Source organism: Paenibacillus rubinfantis (assembly GCF_001486505.1).
GTDB lineage: Bacteria > Bacillota > Bacilli > Paenibacillales > Paenibacillaceae > Fontibacillus > Fontibacillus rubinfantis.
The window spans coordinates 470549-489396 of the sequence record NZ_LN909064.1 but is presented as its reverse complement, the minus strand read 5'-3'; the positions used below and the strand labels follow the sequence as shown (position 1 = coordinate 489396).

General features: G+C 54.7%; 20 protein-coding genes, 1 pseudogene and 1 riboswitch. Of the genes and pseudogenes, 12 read left to right on the top strand and 9 right to left on the bottom strand.

The annotated features are described in order from the left end of the window. Positions 1-120: 120 nt before the first annotated feature. Complete coding sequence (locus tag BN3277_RS10435) at positions 121-609, top strand: CcdC family protein (RefSeq protein WP_059042355.1); 489 nt, start codon at positions 121-123, stop codon at positions 607-609. Positions 610-636: 27 nt separating this feature from the next. Here BN3277_RS10435 and BN3277_RS10430 read toward each other — a convergent pair whose 3' ends face one another. The 3 genes from BN3277_RS10430 to BN3277_RS10420 all read right to left on the bottom strand — a co-directional run bounded on the left by BN3277_RS10430 (position 637) and on the right by BN3277_RS10420 (position 2877). Next, positions 637-2070 (bottom strand): sensor domain-containing diguanylate cyclase, encoded by a 1434-nt coding sequence (locus tag BN3277_RS10430; RefSeq protein ID WP_059042353.1) that lies wholly within the window; start codon positions 2068-2070, stop codon positions 637-639. A gap of 211 nt (positions 2071-2281) precedes the next feature. Continuing rightward, positions 2282-2503: a cold-shock protein gene (locus BN3277_RS10425; RefSeq protein ID WP_059042351.1), complete on the bottom strand. Its 222-nt coding sequence runs from the start codon at positions 2501-2503 to the stop codon at positions 2282-2284. 173 nt (positions 2504-2676) lie between these two features. Next, positions 2677-2877, bottom strand: a complete 201-nt coding sequence (locus BN3277_RS10420; protein WP_009223993.1) for a cold-shock protein — start codon at positions 2875-2877, stop codon at positions 2677-2679. A gap of 312 nt (positions 2878-3189) precedes the next feature. Continuing rightward, a riboswitch (TPP riboswitch) is annotated at positions 3190-3302 on the top strand. A 153-nt stretch (positions 3303-3455) separates the two neighbouring features. On the opposite strand from BN3277_RS10420, the gene BN3277_RS10415 reads away from it, so the two are divergent. The 4 genes from BN3277_RS10415 to BN3277_RS10400 all read left to right on the top strand — a co-directional run bounded on the left by BN3277_RS10415 (position 3456) and on the right by BN3277_RS10400 (position 6486). Beyond that, a complete protein-coding gene (locus BN3277_RS10415; RefSeq protein ID WP_082691417.1) occupies positions 3456-4520 on the top strand; it encodes an ABC transporter substrate-binding protein in 1065 nt (354 codons plus the stop codon). Positions 4521-4581: 61 nt separating this feature from the next. After that, on the top strand, positions 4582-4875 hold the full coding sequence (locus BN3277_RS10410; RefSeq protein ID WP_059042346.1) for an MTH1187 family thiamine-binding protein: 294 nt from the start codon (positions 4582-4584) through the stop codon (positions 4873-4875). Next, positions 4872-5642 (top strand): ABC transporter permease, encoded by a 771-nt coding sequence (locus tag BN3277_RS10405; RefSeq protein WP_059042344.1) that lies wholly within the window; start codon positions 4872-4874, stop codon positions 5640-5642. Before BN3277_RS10410 ends, BN3277_RS10405 begins: the two co-directional genes overlap by 4 nt. Positions 5643-5670: 28 nt before the next feature. After that, the gene (locus BN3277_RS10400) at positions 5671-6486 is read left to right on the top strand and encodes an ABC transporter ATP-binding protein (protein WP_059042342.1); all 816 of its coding nucleotides are present in this window, start codon (positions 5671-5673) and stop codon (positions 6484-6486) included. A gap of 25 nt (positions 6487-6511) precedes the next feature. Here BN3277_RS10400 and BN3277_RS10395 read toward each other — a convergent pair whose 3' ends face one another. The 3 genes from BN3277_RS10395 to BN3277_RS10385 form a co-directional block, all read right to left on the bottom strand. Continuing rightward, on the bottom strand, positions 6512-6841 hold the full coding sequence (locus BN3277_RS10395; protein ID WP_059042340.1) for a hypothetical protein: 330 nt from the start codon (positions 6839-6841) through the stop codon (positions 6512-6514). Between the two features lie 27 nt (positions 6842-6868). After that, positions 6869-7489, bottom strand: a complete 621-nt coding sequence (locus BN3277_RS10390; RefSeq protein WP_082691416.1) for an HD-GYP domain-containing protein — start codon at positions 7487-7489, stop codon at positions 6869-6871. A gap of 322 nt (positions 7490-7811) precedes the next feature. Next, positions 7812-8777 (bottom strand): tyrosine-type recombinase/integrase, encoded by a 966-nt coding sequence (locus BN3277_RS10385; RefSeq protein ID WP_059042338.1) that lies wholly within the window; start codon positions 8775-8777, stop codon positions 7812-7814. Between the two features lie 211 nt (positions 8778-8988). On the opposite strand from BN3277_RS10385, the gene BN3277_RS10380 reads away from it, so the two are divergent. Then, a complete protein-coding gene (locus tag BN3277_RS10380) occupies positions 8989-9813 on the top strand; it encodes a TatD family hydrolase (RefSeq protein ID WP_059042336.1) in 825 nt (274 codons plus the stop codon). Between the two features lie 79 nt (positions 9814-9892). Here BN3277_RS10380 and nfsA read toward each other — a convergent pair whose 3' ends face one another. After that, positions 9893-10636, bottom strand: a complete 744-nt coding sequence (gene nfsA / locus BN3277_RS10375) for an oxygen-insensitive NADPH nitroreductase (protein WP_059042333.1) — start codon at positions 10634-10636, stop codon at positions 9893-9895. 89 nt (positions 10637-10725) lie between these two features. Next, positions 10726-11343, bottom strand: coding sequence for a LysE/ArgO family amino acid transporter (locus tag BN3277_RS10370; RefSeq protein ID WP_059042332.1), 618 nt, complete (start codon positions 11341-11343; stop codon positions 10726-10728). Between the two features lie 166 nt (positions 11344-11509). Here BN3277_RS10370 and BN3277_RS10365 point away from each other — a divergent pair, with 166 nt between their 5' ends. The 6 genes from BN3277_RS10365 to BN3277_RS10340 all read left to right on the top strand — a co-directional run bounded on the left by BN3277_RS10365 (position 11510) and on the right by BN3277_RS10340 (position 16708). Then, positions 11510-12958 (top strand): aminotransferase-like domain-containing protein, encoded by a 1449-nt coding sequence (locus BN3277_RS10365; protein ID WP_059042330.1) that lies wholly within the window; start codon positions 11510-11512, stop codon positions 12956-12958. Positions 12959-13021: 63 nt separating this feature from the next. After that, positions 13022-13696, top strand: a complete 675-nt coding sequence (locus tag BN3277_RS10360; RefSeq protein ID WP_059042328.1) for a hypothetical protein — start codon at positions 13022-13024, stop codon at positions 13694-13696. 79 nt (positions 13697-13775) lie between these two features. After that, positions 13776-14084 (top strand): hypothetical protein, encoded by a 309-nt coding sequence (locus BN3277_RS10355; protein WP_059042326.1) that lies wholly within the window; start codon positions 13776-13778, stop codon positions 14082-14084. Positions 14085-15038: 954 nt separating this feature from the next. Next, on the top strand, positions 15039-15890 hold the full coding sequence (locus BN3277_RS10350) for an SPFH domain-containing protein (protein WP_059042324.1): 852 nt from the start codon (positions 15039-15041) through the stop codon (positions 15888-15890). 19 nt (positions 15891-15909) lie between these two features. Further along, positions 15910-16116 (top strand): type II toxin-antitoxin system antitoxin, encoded by a 207-nt coding sequence (locus tag BN3277_RS10345; RefSeq protein WP_059042322.1) that lies wholly within the window; start codon positions 15910-15912, stop codon positions 16114-16116. Then, positions 16091-16708, top strand: a complete 618-nt coding sequence (locus tag BN3277_RS10340; RefSeq protein ID WP_059042321.1) for a hypothetical protein — start codon at positions 16091-16093, stop codon at positions 16706-16708. Before BN3277_RS10345 ends, BN3277_RS10340 begins: the two co-directional genes overlap by 26 nt. Positions 16709-16793: 85 nt before the next feature. Here BN3277_RS10340 and BN3277_RS10335 read toward each other — a convergent pair. Beyond that, a pseudogene (locus tag BN3277_RS10335) lies at positions 16794-18847 on the bottom strand (heavy metal translocating P-type ATPase). Position 18848 lies beyond the last annotated feature (1 nt).

Here is an 18848-nt window from a genome sequence, read left to right as displayed (position 1 = left end):
CCTTACCGAGTTTGAAACAAGTGCAGGCGAGTATGATATAATGTTCTCGCGAATCGCTATTAACTAGTAGCTATTATTGTTGAATTGCTGCTCGCAACTACCTACAGAAAGGGAACCTCCATGAAACTGTTGAATCCCTCTTATATGCAAATCGCCTTTACCTTCGGCGCAATGGCTATGGCCGTCGCCGTTTTGTTTATCCGTCTGAAGGCCAGTCGTCGACCCGTCACCGTGAAGAAAATCATCATTCCCCCGCTGGGGATGACCACGGGACTCATGATGTTTATCGTCCCGGAAACCCATATTCCCATCTTGTGGGGCGTGATCGCCTTCGCTTTCGGCTGGATCCTGTTCTCCTATCCGCTGATCCGGACAACCAAGTTTGAGAAAATCGACGGCGAGATTTATGCGGAACGTTCCCGCAGCTTTATCTTTATCCTGATCGGACTGCTCGTCGTTCGCCTGCTGCTGCATGAAGCCGTGGAACAATATGTCTCCGTAATGCAAACGGCGGCGTTGTTCTTCCTGCTCGCCTACGGCATGATTATTCGCTGGCGCCTGTTTATGTTCAAGCAGTACCGGGCCATGACCGAAAACGCAACCTCCTAAAACCCAGGAAGGTCCGGGGCGAGCAGATCAGCCCTCGACAACCGAACGGTTGCGCCCCTCTTCCTTGGCACGATAGAGGCAGCGATCCGCCCGGAGGATCAACTCCTCCCCCGACATCGGATCAAACGGAGCGAGGCGATACCCTCCGACGCTGATCGTGACGTGTGGCTCCGCCTTGGAGCGCAGATGCTCAATGGACAGAGCAGCGACCGCTTGACGCAATCGCTCGGAAAACGCTAGGGTTTGCTGCGTTCCCAGCCCGGACAGGACGACGACAAATTCCTCCCCGCCGTATCTGGCGGCAAAGCCCTGCTCTTTCTTCGCCTCCGCATAGATCGTCCATGCGATCTCTTTCAAGACGTGATCCCCGCCTTGATGTCCATAGTAATCATTATAGGCTTTAAAGCAATCGATATCTATGATAAGCAGCGACAGCGCTGTGTTCCGCTCCTCCGGGGATTCCAGTTCCCAGGCCAAAATCTCATCGAATCGCCGGCGGTTGGGAATTTCCGTCAACCCGTCGAGATTGGTCAGTCGAATCAGCTGTTCGTTCGCGTGCTCGAGCTGCTGGCCTGACTCCACGAGCTGACGGTGCTGCTCCGATAACCGGATAAATAAGCGATTCACCTCATTAACCACCGCGCAAATCACGACGGTTGAAGCAATCACCGAATTTAACTTCGCTACATACCACCCCAAGGTAAAACGCATGCCGGCAAACAGGGTTAGCGTCACGTCCATCAACAGGGCCAGCAAAGCGACTGCCAGCCACAAATGCATCATCGACCATCCCCTTACCCTTCCCCATAGAGCCAGCAAGGCAAAGAAATTCAGAACCCATAAGAACGGACCAATTCCTGAAGTATTCACTTCCCGGTAATCGTACTGTTCAATGATATTGGGCAGCCAGCGTTCCCCTAACGCCGCGATCTCAAATACGCCCAGCACCGTCAACAACGTTAGCGTAATGCCTGCCGTCCCGAAATTGAAGATTTGCTCCTTCGAGCTAAACGGCTTGGACCACTTCCGGCTTACCCCGGCGTATACCAAGATGCCCAGCGAAAAACCACCGTGCCAGAACACCCACAGCCATCCTGCGGTTTGCCCTCCAGCACCAATGAAGACACCAAACTCACCAAAGAGATCCGGGAAAGTTAGAACGTGAAGAAATTTCATTAATCCGCTAAACAAATAAGTGCAGGATAAGACCATTAACCCCGGAAGACCGGAAGCCCGATATTGGCTGTATATAATAAAGGCCGTTAGCATATCCCCAAAAATCAGCCAACCGATGGCGGCCGACAAAAAAGGCTCCATTGCAGGAAGCGCTGTCATCCCAAACGGTAAAGCCGAAAGAGAAGCCGCGGTGATTACACTCCCTAGGAGAAAGGCCAGCTTCCTTTGTTTGCTGCTGGAAGGAATATCAAGGACTTGAGAAGCAACTTTATAATTTCCGTGCATCGGCGCGGGGATTCTCCCTTCTGGGTGTCACATCATCGTAGTAACTCAAACATATTAAATTTTTAATATAGATGCAATCCTTTTGTGGATATTTCATTTTTGCATCATCTTCCAGATCCACTCCCTCAAAAAACAAAAACAGCCGTATTCGCTTGATGCGAATACGGCTGTCGTTGCAGGTTGCGCCTGGTGATTCCCGAGGCGGCTTCACTTATGCCTTCTTGGCCGAGGATCTTTGATCGGAGCTCGGATTGCTCAGTTGGGGCAGCATACGCGTTCCCATGACCATTTCGGACGAGCAAAGCGGACATACGGGACTATATTCAAATGTGAAATTGTCCCGCATCCACCCGTTGCAGTCATCACTTGTGCAGGTCCATACCGGCGTATTTTCCTCAGGAATTTCCTCTAACGTTTTTTTACGGTAGTTCATAAATTCCCCTCCTATTCAAGGTGATCGTTCGAACCGGATGCATAGATGTCATTTCTTGTAGCGTATATGTACGATCAGAAGCGGACTTCTGAAAATTTAACCTCATGAATGATCTTAGCGAATAAAAACTGCCCTTAATGCGAGAACGCATTAAGAGCAGTTCCTGGCTTGGCTTACAGTTTTACAACGTTCTCGGCTTGTGGGCCGCGGTTGCCTTGAACCACGTTGAATTGTACGCGTTGGCCTTCGTCAAGCGTTTTGAAGCCTTCACCTGTGATCGCGCTGAAATGTACGAATACGTCATTTCCGCCTTCCACTTCGATGAAGCCAAAACCCTTCTCGGCGTTAAACCATTTTACTGTTCCGGTTTCCATTTGGGATTACCTCCTGTTTTTAAGATTAACATGTTTACATTTTTTTAACAGAAGTCGCTCAAAAAGGCTGACCTTTATTGAACATGCACCACTTGTATAAAAAAAATTCACACATTGAAAAAAGTTCCAGTTTTAAAAAGTGACACTCTTTTCAATACGTGAATGAATATCTTCTTCCTAAAAACACGAGATGAACTCATTATAGCCTTTTGCCAGATAAAAAGCAAATGCCCTGTATTTTCAAGACCGAAGTGCCGGCAGGGCTGGACAAAAGCGGCAGACGAAAACTATAATGACAGATGTAATCTGCAGTCATACGTTCAGGGGTGCTGGAATTGGCCGGCTGAGAGTGTATCCCTCCAAGATACTGACCCTTTAACCTGATCTGGGTAATGCCAGCGTAGGAAGTCATACTATGGTTATGAACTTATTCTTAATTTCATCTCCATCGCCTATCGCGTCCCGGATCCGGGACGTTTTTTTGTATCCGGACGTTGGATTGCGCTTAAGGACGCAAATCCCGGGTTATATCTAGAACAAACTGCGGAAAAATAAACCCACGAAGGAGAGAATGTGTCGTGAAAGTTCAACTACGTACCGCGCTGGCGATCTTCCTCGGCTGCCTGCTGCTGATCTTGTCCGCTTGCGGAGGAGCTGGCGGGAACAGCGCCGGGAAAGCAGCCGGAAACGAAGGCGGGTCAAACAGCGAAGCCGCTGCGCCAAACCAAGCTTCCGACCAGGAGCTTCGTCCTGTGAAGGTCGTGCTCGACTGGAGCCCTAACACGAACCACACGGGGCTTTACGTCGCCAAAGACCAAGGATATTTTGCCGAGGAAGGGCTGGACGTGGAAATCCTCCTCCCCGGTTCCGGCGGCGCTGAGGCGATGGTTGCCTCCGGAGAAGTGCCGTTTGGCGTCAGCGTGCAGGAGAACGTTACGCAAAGCCGCATGCAAGGCGTACCGCTTGTATCCATCGCGGCCATCATTCAGCATAATACGTCCGGCTTCGCTGCACCTGTAGCCAAGAACATTAAGTCGCCGAAGGATTTCGAAGGAAAAGCCTACGGCGGTTGGGGTGCCCCAGTTGAAGAAGCGGTGATCAAATCCATCATGGACCTGCAAGGCGCCGATGTCGGCAAGGTGAAGTTCCTCAACATCGGGGACGCCGATTATTTTACGGCCGTGAAGCGGGATATCGACTTCGCCTGGATCTTCTATGCTTGGACCGGCATTGAGGCCGAGCTGCGGGGCGAGCCGATCGATATGCTCTATGTCAAAGATTTCTCCGAGCAGCTTGATTACTATACGCCGGTGCTTGTGACCAACGAGAAGACGATCAAGGACAACCCGGAACTGGTGAAGGCATTTATGCGCGCCGTCTCCAAAGGTTATAAATACGCGATGGATCATCCGGACGAATCGGCGCAAATCCTGCTGAAAGCCGTGCCGGAACTCGATCAGGACCTGGTGGTCGCCAGCCAAAAATGGCTCAGCTCGAAATACCAGGACGATGCTCCGCGTTGGGGCGAGCAAAAACGGGAAGTGTGGCAGAACTACTCCGATTGGATGCATGAGCGCGGCCTGTTGGAGAAGCCGCTTGATGTGGATGCCGCCTTTACGAATGAATTTTTGCCAAACGAATAATGCCAATAACCTCAATGTATGCACCATACCAAATCTATATTCCGAAAGGATGAACGAATCGATGCCAAACGCACTTTTAAGCATTCAAATTATTCCGAAAACGCCAAACGGCGAGGATGTAATCCCTTATGTTGACCGGGCTATCGAAGTGATTCAAGCTTCTGGCGTCAAATATCAGGTAAATCCCCTGGAAACCACGATGGAGGGAGAGCTCGACGAGTTGCTGGCTATTGTGAAAAAAATGAATGAAGCTGTTATCGAGTTCGGCAGCACGGGCATTATTTCGCAAATCAAAATCTCGTATAATCCCAAGGGCGTCAGCATGGATAAGCTGATCGAAAAATACCGGCCATGAATCTCCGCAGCCTTTGGCAGAACATTTGGCCGCCCCTCGTGGCGGTCCTCTTGTTTTTGCTGATCTGGCAAGGCGCTACCGCCTGGTTTCACATCGAGAAGTGGATTCTCCCCAGCCCGGTGGATATCGGCCGGGAGGCGGCTGCCGGGGCGGCCAGCTTAGGGGAGCACACGCTGGCGACGCTGCGGCTGATGCTGGTCGGATTTGCAATCGGAACGCTTGTGGGCCTGCTTGTGGCGTTTGCGTTGCATTATGTTCCATTTCTGAAGGCCTCGCTGTATCCGCTGATCATCTTAAGCCAAAACGTGCCGACTATCGCGCTGGCCCCGCTGCTAATGATCTGGTTTGGCTTTGGTATCCTGCCGAAGATCATCGTGATTACCCTCGTCTGTTTCTTCCCCGTCGCCGTGGCGGCCATGGACGGGCTAAGCCGCACGGACCGGGCGATGTTGGATTATATGCGGATGATCGGCGCGTCCAAGGCGGATATTTTTCGCAAGCTTGAGGTGCCTTACGCGATCCCCTCGATCATGTCCGGCGTCAAAATCGCCGCGACCTACAGCGTCATGGGGGCGGTAATCGCCGAATGGATCGGCGCGGACAAAGGGATCGGCTACTACATGATGCTGCAAAAGGCCTCGTTCCGCACGGACAAAATCTTCGTCGCCATCGCCATCATCGTAGCCATCAGCTTGGCGATGTTCGCCTGTGTCGCTCTGCTCGAAAAATGGCTTGTCCGCTACAAACCGGCGAACGACCGGAGATAAGGTTGCCTATGGAAAGGAATGCTCGATTATGAACGAAGAATCAACGTTAAAGGATACGGCTGTACCAGCGCTTGAGGTTCGGCAGATTCATAAAACATTCCGCGACCGCCGTCGGGACGTTCCGGTCCTGCGCGACATCTCACTGCGGGTGCCAGCCGGGCAATTCGTCTCGATTATCGGCCCGTCCGGCTGCGGCAAGAGCACGTTGTTCCACGTCATCGGCGGATTAACTGCTCCGGAGCAAGGAGAGGTGCTGCTTCAAGGACGCCCGGTCACCGGTCAGCGCGGCCATATCAGCTATGTGCCACAGCAGCCGGCGCTGTTCCCCTGGCGGACGATCGAGGACAACGTTGTGCTGGCGCAAGAAATCGCCGGTACTGGGATCCTGAGCTCGCGCGCGGAAATCCAGCATTGGCTCGACAAAGCCGGACTAGGCGGGTTCGAACGGGCATACCCTCATATGTTATCCGGCGGTATGCAGCAGCGGGCTTCTTTCCTCCGGGGGTTGCTCGCCCCTCAGGAAGTGATGTGCCTCGACGAACCGTTCAGCGCCCTCGACGCCCTGACGCGCAGTGAAATGCAACGTTGGCTGCTGGACATCTGGGAAGAAAACAAGCGCTCCGTCCTGATGATTACGCACAGCATTGAGGAAGCGCTGATGCTCTCCGACACGATTGTTTTGTTCTCAAACCGGCCGGCGAGCGTCCTGCATACGATTCAGGTTCCCTTTCCCCGACCGCGGCGCGAGGAAATCACGGAGGATTCTGACTTTATTCGGTTGAAGCGAGAGATTGCCGCCAGAATGGCGGAGGAACAGCGAAAAACAGCAGCAGGAGGCATCTGAATCCAGATGCCTCCTGCGCTTGCTATTATGTAAAGATTTCGGTGACAACAACTTGATCGACATCCAGCATCAGCTCGACCCATCTTTGCAGGTATTCGGCTGTCCCTGCGAAGGCGATCAGCCAGGTCACGAATTCAATCGATTCCTGCGGCCCCTCCGGTTGATCCAGATCCGGTATACGGCTTAACACCTGTTCGTAGGCGTTTAATTTTGTGTCGATTAACCGGAAACGCTCCAACCTCTTTGTACAATCGGGAATTAAGGTCACACGAAGCGACAGCAAGGTTCTCCCTGCTTGTTTCGCTTCCTGCAGTTCCGCCGGAGAAACAGGACGGCTCCAGGACCCTTTTTCCATGTCCATCCCCCCTGATATCCGCGAAAATCACATGATCGAATAAATATTTAGCATCTCATCGGAAAGCTGCATTAACGCATCAACGATCTCCGGATCGAACTGGGTTTCACGGTGCCGGTGTAGTTCCAGCTTAGCTTCGGCCATCGTCAGCTTCCGCTCCCGGTAATGCCTGTCCGACGTCATCGAGTCGAAGGCGTCAACCACCGCGCAAATTCTCGCGTTATAGGGGATTTGTTCCCCTTTGATCCCGTCCGGATACCCGGCTCCATCCCAACGCTCATGATGCCATCGGACGATATCCGCGATGCCCGGCCCAAACGCCGGATCCGCCTCAACCAGCTCCGCCCCGATCACCGGATGCAGCTTAATAATTCTCCACTGCGCCTCCGTCAGCGGCTCCCGCTGTTCAATAATCTCACGGGGGATCATCGTTTTGCCGATATCATGCATAAAGCATCCTCTGACCAGCATGTCCTTGTCCGCTCCGCGGATCTCCAGCGGTTCTGCGATTTTCTCTGCCAACATGGCTACCCGAATACTATGATGATAGGTTTCTGGATGTTTGCGCACGAGCAGGTTAAACCACTTCACCGCATCTGGGCTATTGTCCATATACAGGTCGTCAATGAACTCATTAAAAACAGTCAACCGTTCTGCCCCCTAAAACCTGTGTCTTCATTTGCCTTTCCCGTTCTGGAGCTGAATTTTCCTTCCTTCCCCAAAGAAAAAAGAAATTTTCGTCAAAATCCAGTTAAATTTTTATGCTTTTTACCCGATGATGATTCAGAGCAAACGGATGAAAAACAGACCATGTCGTACAATAACAATTATACGACACACTTAGGTAAAAAATGGTCAAAATATGGCAAGGTTTGTAATTAACTCTTGTTACATTATAGGACAAAAGGGCGATTTTTGCATTATTTTCAGCAAAAAAAATAGACAAAAAGCACTAAAACTTTTAAGATGCTCACATAAATTCCATCAGGCAGTCCTGCACGAAGTCAGGAGCGGCTTTTTTCATCTGCTCCACGGTGTGTAAATAGCGCTGGGTCGTATTGATATGCGAATGCCCTAACGTTTCTTGCACTTGTTGCAAAGAAGCGCCCTGGAGCAAGGCCAACGTTGCGTTGGTATGTCTTAACCAGTGCGGGGTTGGTTGCTTTTGGATGCCGCTGGCGACTCCCGCTTGCTTAATGATTCGTTCGATTTGCCGCGGTGTGATTGGAAACAAGGCCAGCTCCGGATCCGGTTCGGGAGAACCCGACAATTTTCGCGCATGTTCCTGATACATGCTCCAGAGTTCTTTTGGAATCTTCACCTCGCGCGTTTTCCCGCGTTTTGCATGAGAGACGGTTAACCATACGGAAGTCTCTAGCAAATCGGTGTGAAAGTCCTTCCATTTGATGCCGCATAGCTCGGACACCCGTAGTCCCAACAGCACCAGGGACAGACCGATCAGATAGTTGCGCAAGCTTTGGTGCCGCAGCGTTTCCAGCAGTTTACCGACTTCATTCCGGGTGAGATAATGCCTGCGGCTCGTCACGGCGATTGCCGGAATACGAATATTTTGCGCCGGGTTATGATCAAAAAAGCCGATGCCGCGGTCGCTCCCCCATTTATAGAACGACTTTAGCGGCGCGATAAAGGCAGCCACACTGGCTGGAGCAAGCGGCTTTTGGGCATCGCGGTAGAAGCCTTTGGTCAGGTAGATTTTATAGGCTTCAATTTCCCGCCATGTCACATCTCGAAACGGTACCCCGGATAGAAATTGCCTGAAGTGCTCTAGCGCACGGTAGTAGTTTCTGCGGGTATTGGGCGCTTTGGCGCACGCCGTCAGGAACATCTGGATGATTTGCTCATCCTGATACTCCTGTTGGACAGTGAAGTGAAAAGGATACTGCTGAGCTACAGCCGACAAATAATTAGTTACCATATTTTGTGATGTACCTCCTGTTGACGTGTTTTGTCGTATAATTGTTATTGTACGACATGGTCTGTTTGGCTGTAATAATAAACCATTTACGAAGCGCCCCCGCCTTCCAAAAAAAACGCAGAAAACCCGCGAAAATCGCTGAACTTTACGCGAAAAAAGTAGGTATAATAAAGGCATGCTTGTATCCTGTTTTTGGAAAGGGCCTGGTGAAATGTCCTGCGTTCTTCATGGTTTACCGTTAGAAATCCATATCCCGTTGATCGACGCTCATCTTCATTTAGACCTTTACGACGAGGTCACTCGGGAGCGCCTTCTGCAGGAACTGCCGGGATGCGGAGTCGAATCCGTGATCGCCGTTTCGATGCATCTGGCCTCCTGCAAGGTGAACCACGCTTTGGCGGAACGACATCCGAACCTGGTGCATCCGGCATTCGGATTTCACCCCGAGCAGCCGATTCCGACGGATCGGGAGATGGAGGCGCTGCTGGATTGGATCAAGCGGCATACCGGGAATATGATTGCCGTAGGCGAGGTGGGACTCCCTTATTACGCCAGGCAAGAAGCATTGGAGCAAGGAAACCGGTTTGACCTTGAGCCTTACGTGGACCTGCTGGAGAAGTTTATGCTTCTGGCCAAGGAGGTCGATAAACCGATCGTGCTGCATGCGGTATATGAGGATGCCGACCTTGCTTGCGATCTGCTGGACCGCCACGGCATTACCCGGGCTCACTTCCATTGGTTTAAAGGCTCGGAATCGACGGTCCAACGTATGGCGGAGCGCGGTTATGCGATTTCATTTACGCCGGATATCGTCTATGAACCGGAGATTCAGCAATTGGCTCGGCGCTACCCTCCCGATCGGGTGATGGCCGAAACCGACGGGCCTTGGCCGTTCGAGGGACCGTTTGCCGGACAGATCACCCATCCGCGCATGATCAGTCACGTTGCCATGGCTTGGGCAAATCTCCAAAGCATGGCCCCGGAAGAGGCGGCTGAGGCGTTGTATAAGAACACGCGACGTTTTTACGGATTGTGATGCCACCTTCCCCCAAGCGACACTGCGAAAAAAAGCTGTCCCCCGGGTCCTACGACCCGAACGGGACAGCTTATTTGCCTTATTTCAATTCGAACCCGCGCTGCGCTAAAAATTGACGTAGATGCAGGCGTGCAGGTTGCGCCAGCTTCTCGGCCATCAGCTCGGACCAAGGGGTGTCCTTCGATCCGCCGGTCCGTTCGCGCAGATACGTCGACATCACCTCATCATAGTCCGCCACCTGCTTGTCCTGACCAGCAGCGTCATAGCCGTTCCAGTGCAGTACAGCCGGCAGCGGAAGCCGCGGTCGCAATCCCGGCTCCTGATCCGGGTAACCCAGGCACATCCCAAAGACGGGATACGCCAGGCGCGGAAGATCCAGCAGCGTTGCGACTTGTTCGCTTTGATTGCGGATACCGCCGATATACACGATCCCGAGCCCCAGCGATTCTGCAGCCACCGCGGCATTTTGGGCCGCCAGCGCCGTATCCACCGTGGCTACGATGAAATTTTCGGTCGTAGCTTCATAAGTGGTTTGCGATGGGATATAACGCTCCGCCGCCTGTTTAAGCCTTGACAGGTCCGCGCACCAAACCAGGAAAACGGGACATTCCGCTACATAAGCTTGGTTGCCGCAAAGCTCGGCCAACTTGGCTTTTCGCCCCGCATCCGTTACCGCGATGACGCTATAGGCCTGCACATTACTCGAGCTGGAGGCCATCTGCCCGGCAGACACGATTTGCTCCACCATCTCTTGGGTGACCGGCTGATCGCTGTATTTTCGAATCGAACGATGTTGCATCATCTTGGATATCGTCTCGTTCATCCTCCACACTCCTATTCCTTGCATCATGATAGTCCCATTATGGAACTTTCCTCCATATGAAGCAAGGCTGCCCCCACAGCGCCCCTCTTCTAGTTGCGGATAAGCCCGGTGTAAAGCATATAAATCGCCATCCCCCAAACGATGAGTGCCGATACCCGGTTAATTCCGCGCAGCATCGCGCCTCCCTGGTCCAGGCTTCCGATCATTTTCCCCGCAAGGGCTAAACCGCCAAACCAAATCCACGACACCAAAATCGTCGCCAGCGTAAACGCCCACTTCGCTCCGCCGGTGTAGCTCATGGAGCTTGTCCCGATGACCCCGACCGTATCCAGAATCGCGTGCGGATTCAAGAACGTGACCGACACAGCAAACACCACCTGCTTCTTAGCAGGCAAACCGGTTGCCCCGGCGGAAGCCGGCGTGGAGGCATCCCTCCAAATCGTCCAGCCGATGTAGATCATAAAGACCGCTCCCGCCGCAAAAAGTGCGATTTTAAGCCAAGCCCAGGACAGGATCAGCACCGAGACACCCAGCACCGCCAGCATAATTAATATCGTATCGCCTAAGGCGGCGGTCAGGACGGCCGGCAAGGCCCGTCGCAGCTTCCGCCCGGCAGCCCCCTGATTAAACACGAATACATTCTGCACCCCTAACGGCAAAATCAATCCAAACGCCAGGAAAAAACCATGAATCGCCGCACCTAACATTTCTCTCTCCCCTTTCCACCTCTACCCAGAACCTTATTGTAACCGGCCGCCTCGGTTTTGGCTCCAGCCATTTGGATGGATTACAAACCAACCAAACGATATAATAGGGAAAATAACGCCGTTCACACGTAAAAGCTGCAATCCTGCAAATAGGAGGGTTACCCACATGAACCATTCGACTTGGCGTCCCAGCCGGAATTCGCCGATCCCGCTCCACCGTCAGATCATGGAGCATCTGCGCGATCGGATCGCAAGCGGCGAGTGGCCCGTCGGGACGCGGATCCCGTCGCAACGAGAGTTGGCCGCACGGTTTGGCGTCAACCGCAGCACGGTGGTCGCTGCGCTGGACGAGCTGGTCGCTGCTGGTCTACTTCAAGGTGACCGGGGCGGCGGCACCCGCGTCATGAACCGGACTTGGGGGGTGCTGACCGCCTCCCCGCCGCCCGACTGGAACGAATACGTCAGCGCCGGCGTGCAGTACCCCAATTTGCCGGCGGTCCAGGAGATCAACCGGGCGGAGTTCCAGCCGGGCATCCTGCGGCTTGGCACCGGCGAGATGGGCCCGGATCTGCTGCCGCAGGCCGAGATGGCCGAGCTGTTGGCCGGGATGGCGAAGCATGCGCCAAACCTCGGCTATGGCGAGCCTAACGGGGATCTGCGACTGCGGGCGGCGATTGCCGCTCGATTAAACCGTCTGGGGATCACCGTGACGCCGTCGTCGCTGCTGATCGTCTCCGGTGCCCTGCAGGCGCTTCAGCTGATTGCCGTCGGCTTGCTCCACCGGGGTTCGACGGTGCTCACCGAACGGCCATCCTATCTGTATTCGGTCCCTGTGTTTCAGAGCGCCGGCATGAAGCTGCGCGGCGTGCCGATGGATGAACAGGGGCTTCGCGCCGACCTGTTATCGGTATATGCCAAGCAGTATTCAAGCGCTTTGCTGTATACCATCCCAACCTTCCATAATCCGAGCGGAACGGTCATGAGTGAGGCGCGTCGGCATCAACTGCTGGAGGTCTGCGAGGCGGCCCGGTTGCCCCTCGTTGAGGACGACGTCTACCGCGAGTTGTGGCTGGATGAGCCGCCGCCGCTGCCGCTCAAAGCCTATGATGCCAGCGGCAGCGTACTGTATCTTGGCAGTCTGTCCAAATCGCTGAGCCCCGGGCTGCGGATTGGCTGGATCGCCGGCCCGCAGCCCGTCATTGAACGGTTAGCTGATATCAAAATGCAAAGCGATTACGGCTCCAGCGCGCTTTCGCAGCAGGTGGCGGCCGAATGGCTGGAGAGCGGCAGGTACGACCGCCATCTCGAGCGGCTTCGGGCGGCGCTCCGCCTGCGGCGTGAAGCGGCGTTGGACGCTTTAGCGCGGCATTTTCGCGATATCGCCGACTGGGAAGCGCCGCGGGGAGGTTTTTATATATGGCTGAACCTTCATGGCTCCCCCTCCCCACGCAAAGTGTTTGACGCCGCATTGAAAGCCGGCCTTCTAATCAATCCGGGGCACTTGTACGACCGCGAGGCAGACGGCCGTTTGCGCCTCTCCTACGCCTATGCCACCGCAGAGGAGTTGACACAAGGAATCGCCCGTTTGGGTGAGATCGTCCGGTCTTTGGGTTAGGCGGGTCAGGAGGAAACTATTTGCCTTTCTGGATCGTTTATATGTACGAAGGGGGAATTTCACATGCGTTTGCGAAAAGGGCTGCGTGTCTGCCTGCTGATCTGCCTGGCCGCCGTGTCCGTGTTGATTTTGGCCGCCGCCTGCTCTTCAAGCGGTGAAGGAGACAAAGCAGCGGTTCCGCCGACGGTTAACCAGCCTGTTCTGGAGCAAGATCCGCCCACCAGCGAAGTCGGACAAACGGAACCGGATCACGCTAGCGGCCATGTCCCGGACCCGGACGAGGAGAAGGCCGCAAACGGGAGCGATAAACCCAAGGCCCTGCACGAGGAAATGAACGGTTCAGCCGGGCAGCTCTATGCCATGACCTTTGAGGCCATGATGAAGCTGGACGAAGCGCTGAACCACGAAATGGACTATATCGCCGTCGACCTTAGCGAGATGACTCAGCTTACGGAAGACGATAAAACCTATATCATCAACCATTTGCAAAGCTTCGGCACCGAAATTCGCGACCGCACGCTGGAACAGCTGATCGAGGAGGAAAATCCCGATCAGAACAGCCCAACTCTAAAAGGCGTGCTGCTGCGCGTCGACAAAGTCGAGATTACCGAAGACTCCGCCCGGATCGAAGGCTCCAAGTACCGCTCCGGCACAGGTGCCGTCGGCGCCAGGATCACGTTGAAGCTTGAGCAAGGTACCTGGAAGCTAGCCGACTCCGAGATGATCTGGATTAGTTGAGACGGTGGGGCGATTCTGCGGGGTGAAATACGGGGGAGATGCTGGGGGCGGCAGCTCCAATATGAGTCGCTGACCTGCCGTGGTAACGGTGCGGGCGGCTCTGGGGCTAATCAAGGCCGAGCTTGGCATCGGTGCGGGCGGCTCTGCGCTGATCAAGGCCGACCTTGGCATCGGTGCGGGCGGCTCTGCGCTAATCAAGGCCGAGCTTGCCATCGGTGCGGGCGGCTCCGGGCTAATCAAGGCCGAGCTTGCCATCGGTGCGGGCGGCTCTGCGCTGATGATTGGCTGCTGCGTTGTAACGGCTCACCTAAATGTTGCATTAAGTGCAACATTTTTTTGCTGTCTCGCCCCCCGCGGACAAAATGTTGTAAAAAGTACAACATTTTAGCCCGAAACCACGCTTAAGCCCAATAAATGTTGCAGGTTTTACAACATTTTCGCAACTTTGCCTCAAAACCCAAGAAAAATGTTGTAGTAAATACAACAATTCAGCTTCAGTAACTCGCATTAACCCCTCCCTCTCCCCACAACCACCTAGCAAACTCAAACCGCTCCTACTTCCTCCCTACTCAAACCTTAATTAGTCTCCAAGTCCCCATCTGCCCATCCCTTTAACTCTCTAACCACCTAACGAATCTCCTGCAACCACCCCATACTCTCCAAGCACCTAACGTACCCCCTGCATCCACTTCACTCTATCCAGTTACCTAACGAGTCTCCTGTCACCACTTCACTCTATCCAGTTACCTAAGTAATCTCCTTCTCCCCGGCCGCACACTGCACGGCGTGATCTAACTAGTCTCCTCGCACTCCAGCCGCCCCACAACCACTTAGGCAACTCAAAACGCTCCACTCCCTCCCTACTCAAACCTTAATTAGTCTCCAAGTCTCCATCTGCCCATCCCTTTAACTCTCTAACCACCTAACGAATCTCCTGCAACTACCCTATAGCTCTCCAAACACCTAACGAGTCTCCTGCCACCACTTCACTCTATCCAGTTACCTAACGAACCTCCTGCATCCACTTCACTCTATCCAGCTACCTAAGTAATCTCCTTCTCCCCGATCGCACACTGCACGGCGTGATCTAACTAGTCTCCACTCGCATCAAGCTCATCGCGTACAGAGTAATTTCCACCATTCACTCTGTTTCATCCGAGCCCTGTTACTCTCCATCCTCTTCATTCCATTTAGGTCCCAACTAATTCCCTCCCACTCCAGCCACGTTTTCAAACCATTGCCCTTCTATCCTCCCTCTCCTGAGCGACTATTTACAATTTATTGCAAAAGTGATATCATAACAGTATCAATTCAATATGCAATTGAAGGAGTGTCATACAAGATGAAAGAAAAAGAAATTTCGTACCTGAACGGTTTTGTTGCCCTGCTGTTCCTGTTGGGATTCACAGCGTTGGGGGTATACCTCGTGACGCTGGGCGAAGTGGTCCCCGTAATTGGCGGTTCACTCTCCTTCGTTATTGCCTTCATGCTCTTGACCGGGCTTACGATTGTCCAGCCGAACCAAGCGGCAGTCGTCACCTTCTTTGGACGGTATCTCGGTGTCATCCGCAAGAGCGGCTTCTATCTAGCCATCCCGTTTTCGTCTCGCAAAAAAGTGTCCCTGCGCGTCCGTAACTTCAACAGCGCCAAGTTGAAAGTCAACGACGTGAACGGGAATCCGATCGAAATCGCTACGGTTGTCGTATTCTCAGTGGTCGACTCCGCCAAAGCGCTGTTCGAAGTAGACGAATACGAAACCTTCGTCGAAATTCAAAGCGAAGCCGCCTTGCGTCACGTAGCGAGCAAATATCCGTATGATCAGTTGAACGACTCCGGTTTCTCCCTGCGTGCCAATACAGAGGAGATTGCGCTGGAACTGACCAGCGAGCTGCAAAACCGCCTGGCCATCGCCGGTGTAAAAGTCATTGAATCGCGTCTGACGCATCTGGCCTACTCGACCGAGATTGCCAGCGCCATGCTGCAACGGCAACAAGCCGAAGCGATCATTGCGGCACGCGAGAAAATCGTCGACGGTGCCGTCACCATGGTACAGATGGCCATCGAGCGGCTGCAGGCCGGCCAAGTCGTCGAATTGGATGACGAACGCAAAGCCGCCATGATCAATAACCTGCTCGTCGCCGTCGTGTCCGACCGTTCCGCCCAGCCGGTCATCAACACCAGCACGTTGTACTAATTAGGGGCATCCATTCACGATGGCCAGCAAGAAAAGCTTCCCACTTCGCCTTGACCCGACTCTCTATCAGGCTTTGGAACGCTGGGCAGCGGACGAATTCCGAAGCGTGAATGGTCATATCGAATACCTGCTGCGAGAAGCATTGCGCCGCGAGGGAAGACTGCCTTCCACCCGAGCGCCGGGCAAGGAGGAAGAGAAGCATGACACAGACGAAGGAAAATCGTAAGCCGTGGTGGGAACCCAAGTCGACGACCCTGTTGAAGGAGTTCGCTAGATCCTCTGGGGGGGCTTATGCCGCCGGAAAGTTCCGAGGCTGGAAGTACAAGGGGCAGCATGTGCAGACACCGCTCCCCCGCAGCTTCGGAGCCTGCGAGGTGACGGTCACCGACCCAAGTAGCGAGTCATCCGGGAATACGTACGTCATCACCGTTAAATACAGCTTCCGGCCGCGCCGCAAACTGGAGTTTGATTTATTTTCGGCCAAACGGCCGATCTTAGCCTGGTTTACCGGGAGGCTCCGGGAAACGTCACTCCCGAACTCCGCCATGAACAAGCGGTTCCAGGCCAAGGCTTCCCACCCCAGTCTGCTGCGATCCGCCTTAAAGCATCAGGGGGTGGAGGAGCTGCTAACCCCCCATCCCAACGTTCATATTCGGCTGCGAATCAAGAGCGGACGCGCTACGTTAACCATTACGGAGAAGTTCAAAAAGCCCGACATTTCCGCCATCACGGCCAACGTCGAGCTAATGAAGAGTTTCATCCTCGCCCTGGAGGAACAAGGCATTATCGGAGAATCTTCTTCGCTTTCGCTTCGATAACATAGCGCACGAAAAACAAGCCTTCACAACGCAAGACCGGGATTCCCCGGAACCTTGCGCATGAAGGCTTGTTGTTTTTGATCTGTTACAGCTTCACCCGCTGCAAACGCAACGCGTTCAGCACTACCGAGACCGAGCTAAGCGCCATCGCCGCGCCGGCGAGCCACGGGGCTAAGAAACCTGCGGCCGCCACCGGGATGCCGATCGTATTGTAGGCAAGCGCCCAGAACAGGTTCTGCTTGATGTTGCCCATCGTGCGCTTGCTCATGGCGATCGCATCCGGCACGCCTTGCAGGTCGCCGCGCATCAGCGTGACGTCAGCGGCCTCCATAGCCACGTCGGTGCCCGTGCCGATAGCGATGCCGACGTCGGCTACGGCCAGCGCCGGCGCATCGTTGATGCCGTCGCCTACCATCGCCGTCTTCAGGCCGCGGGCCTGCAGCTTTTTCACCTCGGCGGCTTTGCCTTCCGGGAGCACCTCGGCCAGCACCTCGTCGATCCCGACCTCGGCGGCGATCGCCTGGGCGGTGCGCACGTTATCGCCGGTGATCATCACCACGTGAAGGCCCATCTCCTTCATCCGCGCCACCGCGGCCTTGGACGTCTCCTTCACGGTGTCGCTCACGGCGACCATGCCGGCGTAGACGCCGTCTACCGCCACGAGCAGCACGGTTTGGCCGGCCGCTTCCAGCGCGGCCATGTCGGCCTCCGCGGGCGCTCGGCGGCGCCGACGAGCCGGAGCAATGCCGCGTCGTCCCAGCCCTCGGCCGGGACGACTTCCCGCAGCTCCGGCTGCCCCCGCGTGATCGTGCCGGTCTTATCCAGCACGATCGCCTGCAACCCCTGGGCGGCCTCGAGATGCTCGCCGCCCTTAAACAGGATGCCGTACTCCGCGGCCCGTCCGGACCCGGCCATAATCGACGTAGGCGTCGCCAGCCCCAGCGCGCAAGGGCACGCGATGACCAGCACGGCGATCGCCTTTTCCAGCGCCTCGGCGAAGCTGCCCGGCGCCACCAAGAAGAACCACACCAAAAACGTAACCACAGCAATCCCAACTACAATCGGGACAAAAATCCCGGAGATCACATCCGCCACCCGCTGAATCGGTGCTTTCGAGCCTTGTGCCTCCTCAACAACGCGGATGATCTGCGCAAGCGCGGTCTCGCTGCCGACTTTAGCGGCCTGCACACGCAGCACGCCATGTTTGTTGACGGTCGCGCCGATCACTGCGTCGCCTTCCTTCTTCTCCACCGGGATGCTCTCCCCGGTCAACATCGATTCATCCACCGAGGAAGCGCCGCCGATCACCAACCCGTCGACCGGAATCTTTTCCCCAGGTTTAACGATCAACACGTCACCCGGAACAACCGCTTCAATCAGCATCTCGGTCTCAACGCCGTCTTTAAGGACAAGCGCCGTTTTGGCCTGCAGCCCCATCAGCGTTTTGATCGCTTGCGAGGAGCGGCCTTTGGCTAACGCCTCAAACCATTTGCCGAGCAGGATTAGCGTAATCAGGATCGAGCTTGTTTCATAATACAGCTGGGGGGTATGACCGTGAGGCATCGACAACGACTCCAAGCTCAGATACAGGCTGTAAAAATACGCCGCTGACGTCCCAAGCGCGACCAATACGTCCATATTAGCGCTGCGGCTGCGTAGCGCCTTGTAAGCCCCGACGTAGAATCCGCGCCCGATAACGAACTGCACCGGCGTCGCCAGCACGAGTTGGAACCACGGGTTCATGAACAGCTCCGGCGTCCAGATCCAAGAGGTGAAGGAAAAATGCCCAGCCATCGCCCACAGCAGCGGGAACGCAAGGACCGCTGACACAATCAGTTTATTTCTTTGCTTCCGGATTTCCCGCGTGCGGATATCCTCGGACTCCTGCTCGGACGGCTTCAACACCGCGCCGTAGCCCAACTGGCTCACCTTGTCGATGATCTGCTCCAGCGAGACGGCCCCCGGCTCAAAGCGGACTTGCGCGGTTTCCAGCGCAAGATTGACGTTGGCCTGCTCGACGCCAGGCAGCCGGTTTAACCCCTTCTCGATCCGGGCCGCACAGGCGGCGCAGGTCATTCCGGTAATTTGCAGCGTCGTTTGATCGTGATCCGCGCCGCTGATTGGCAATGCTTTTTCCATG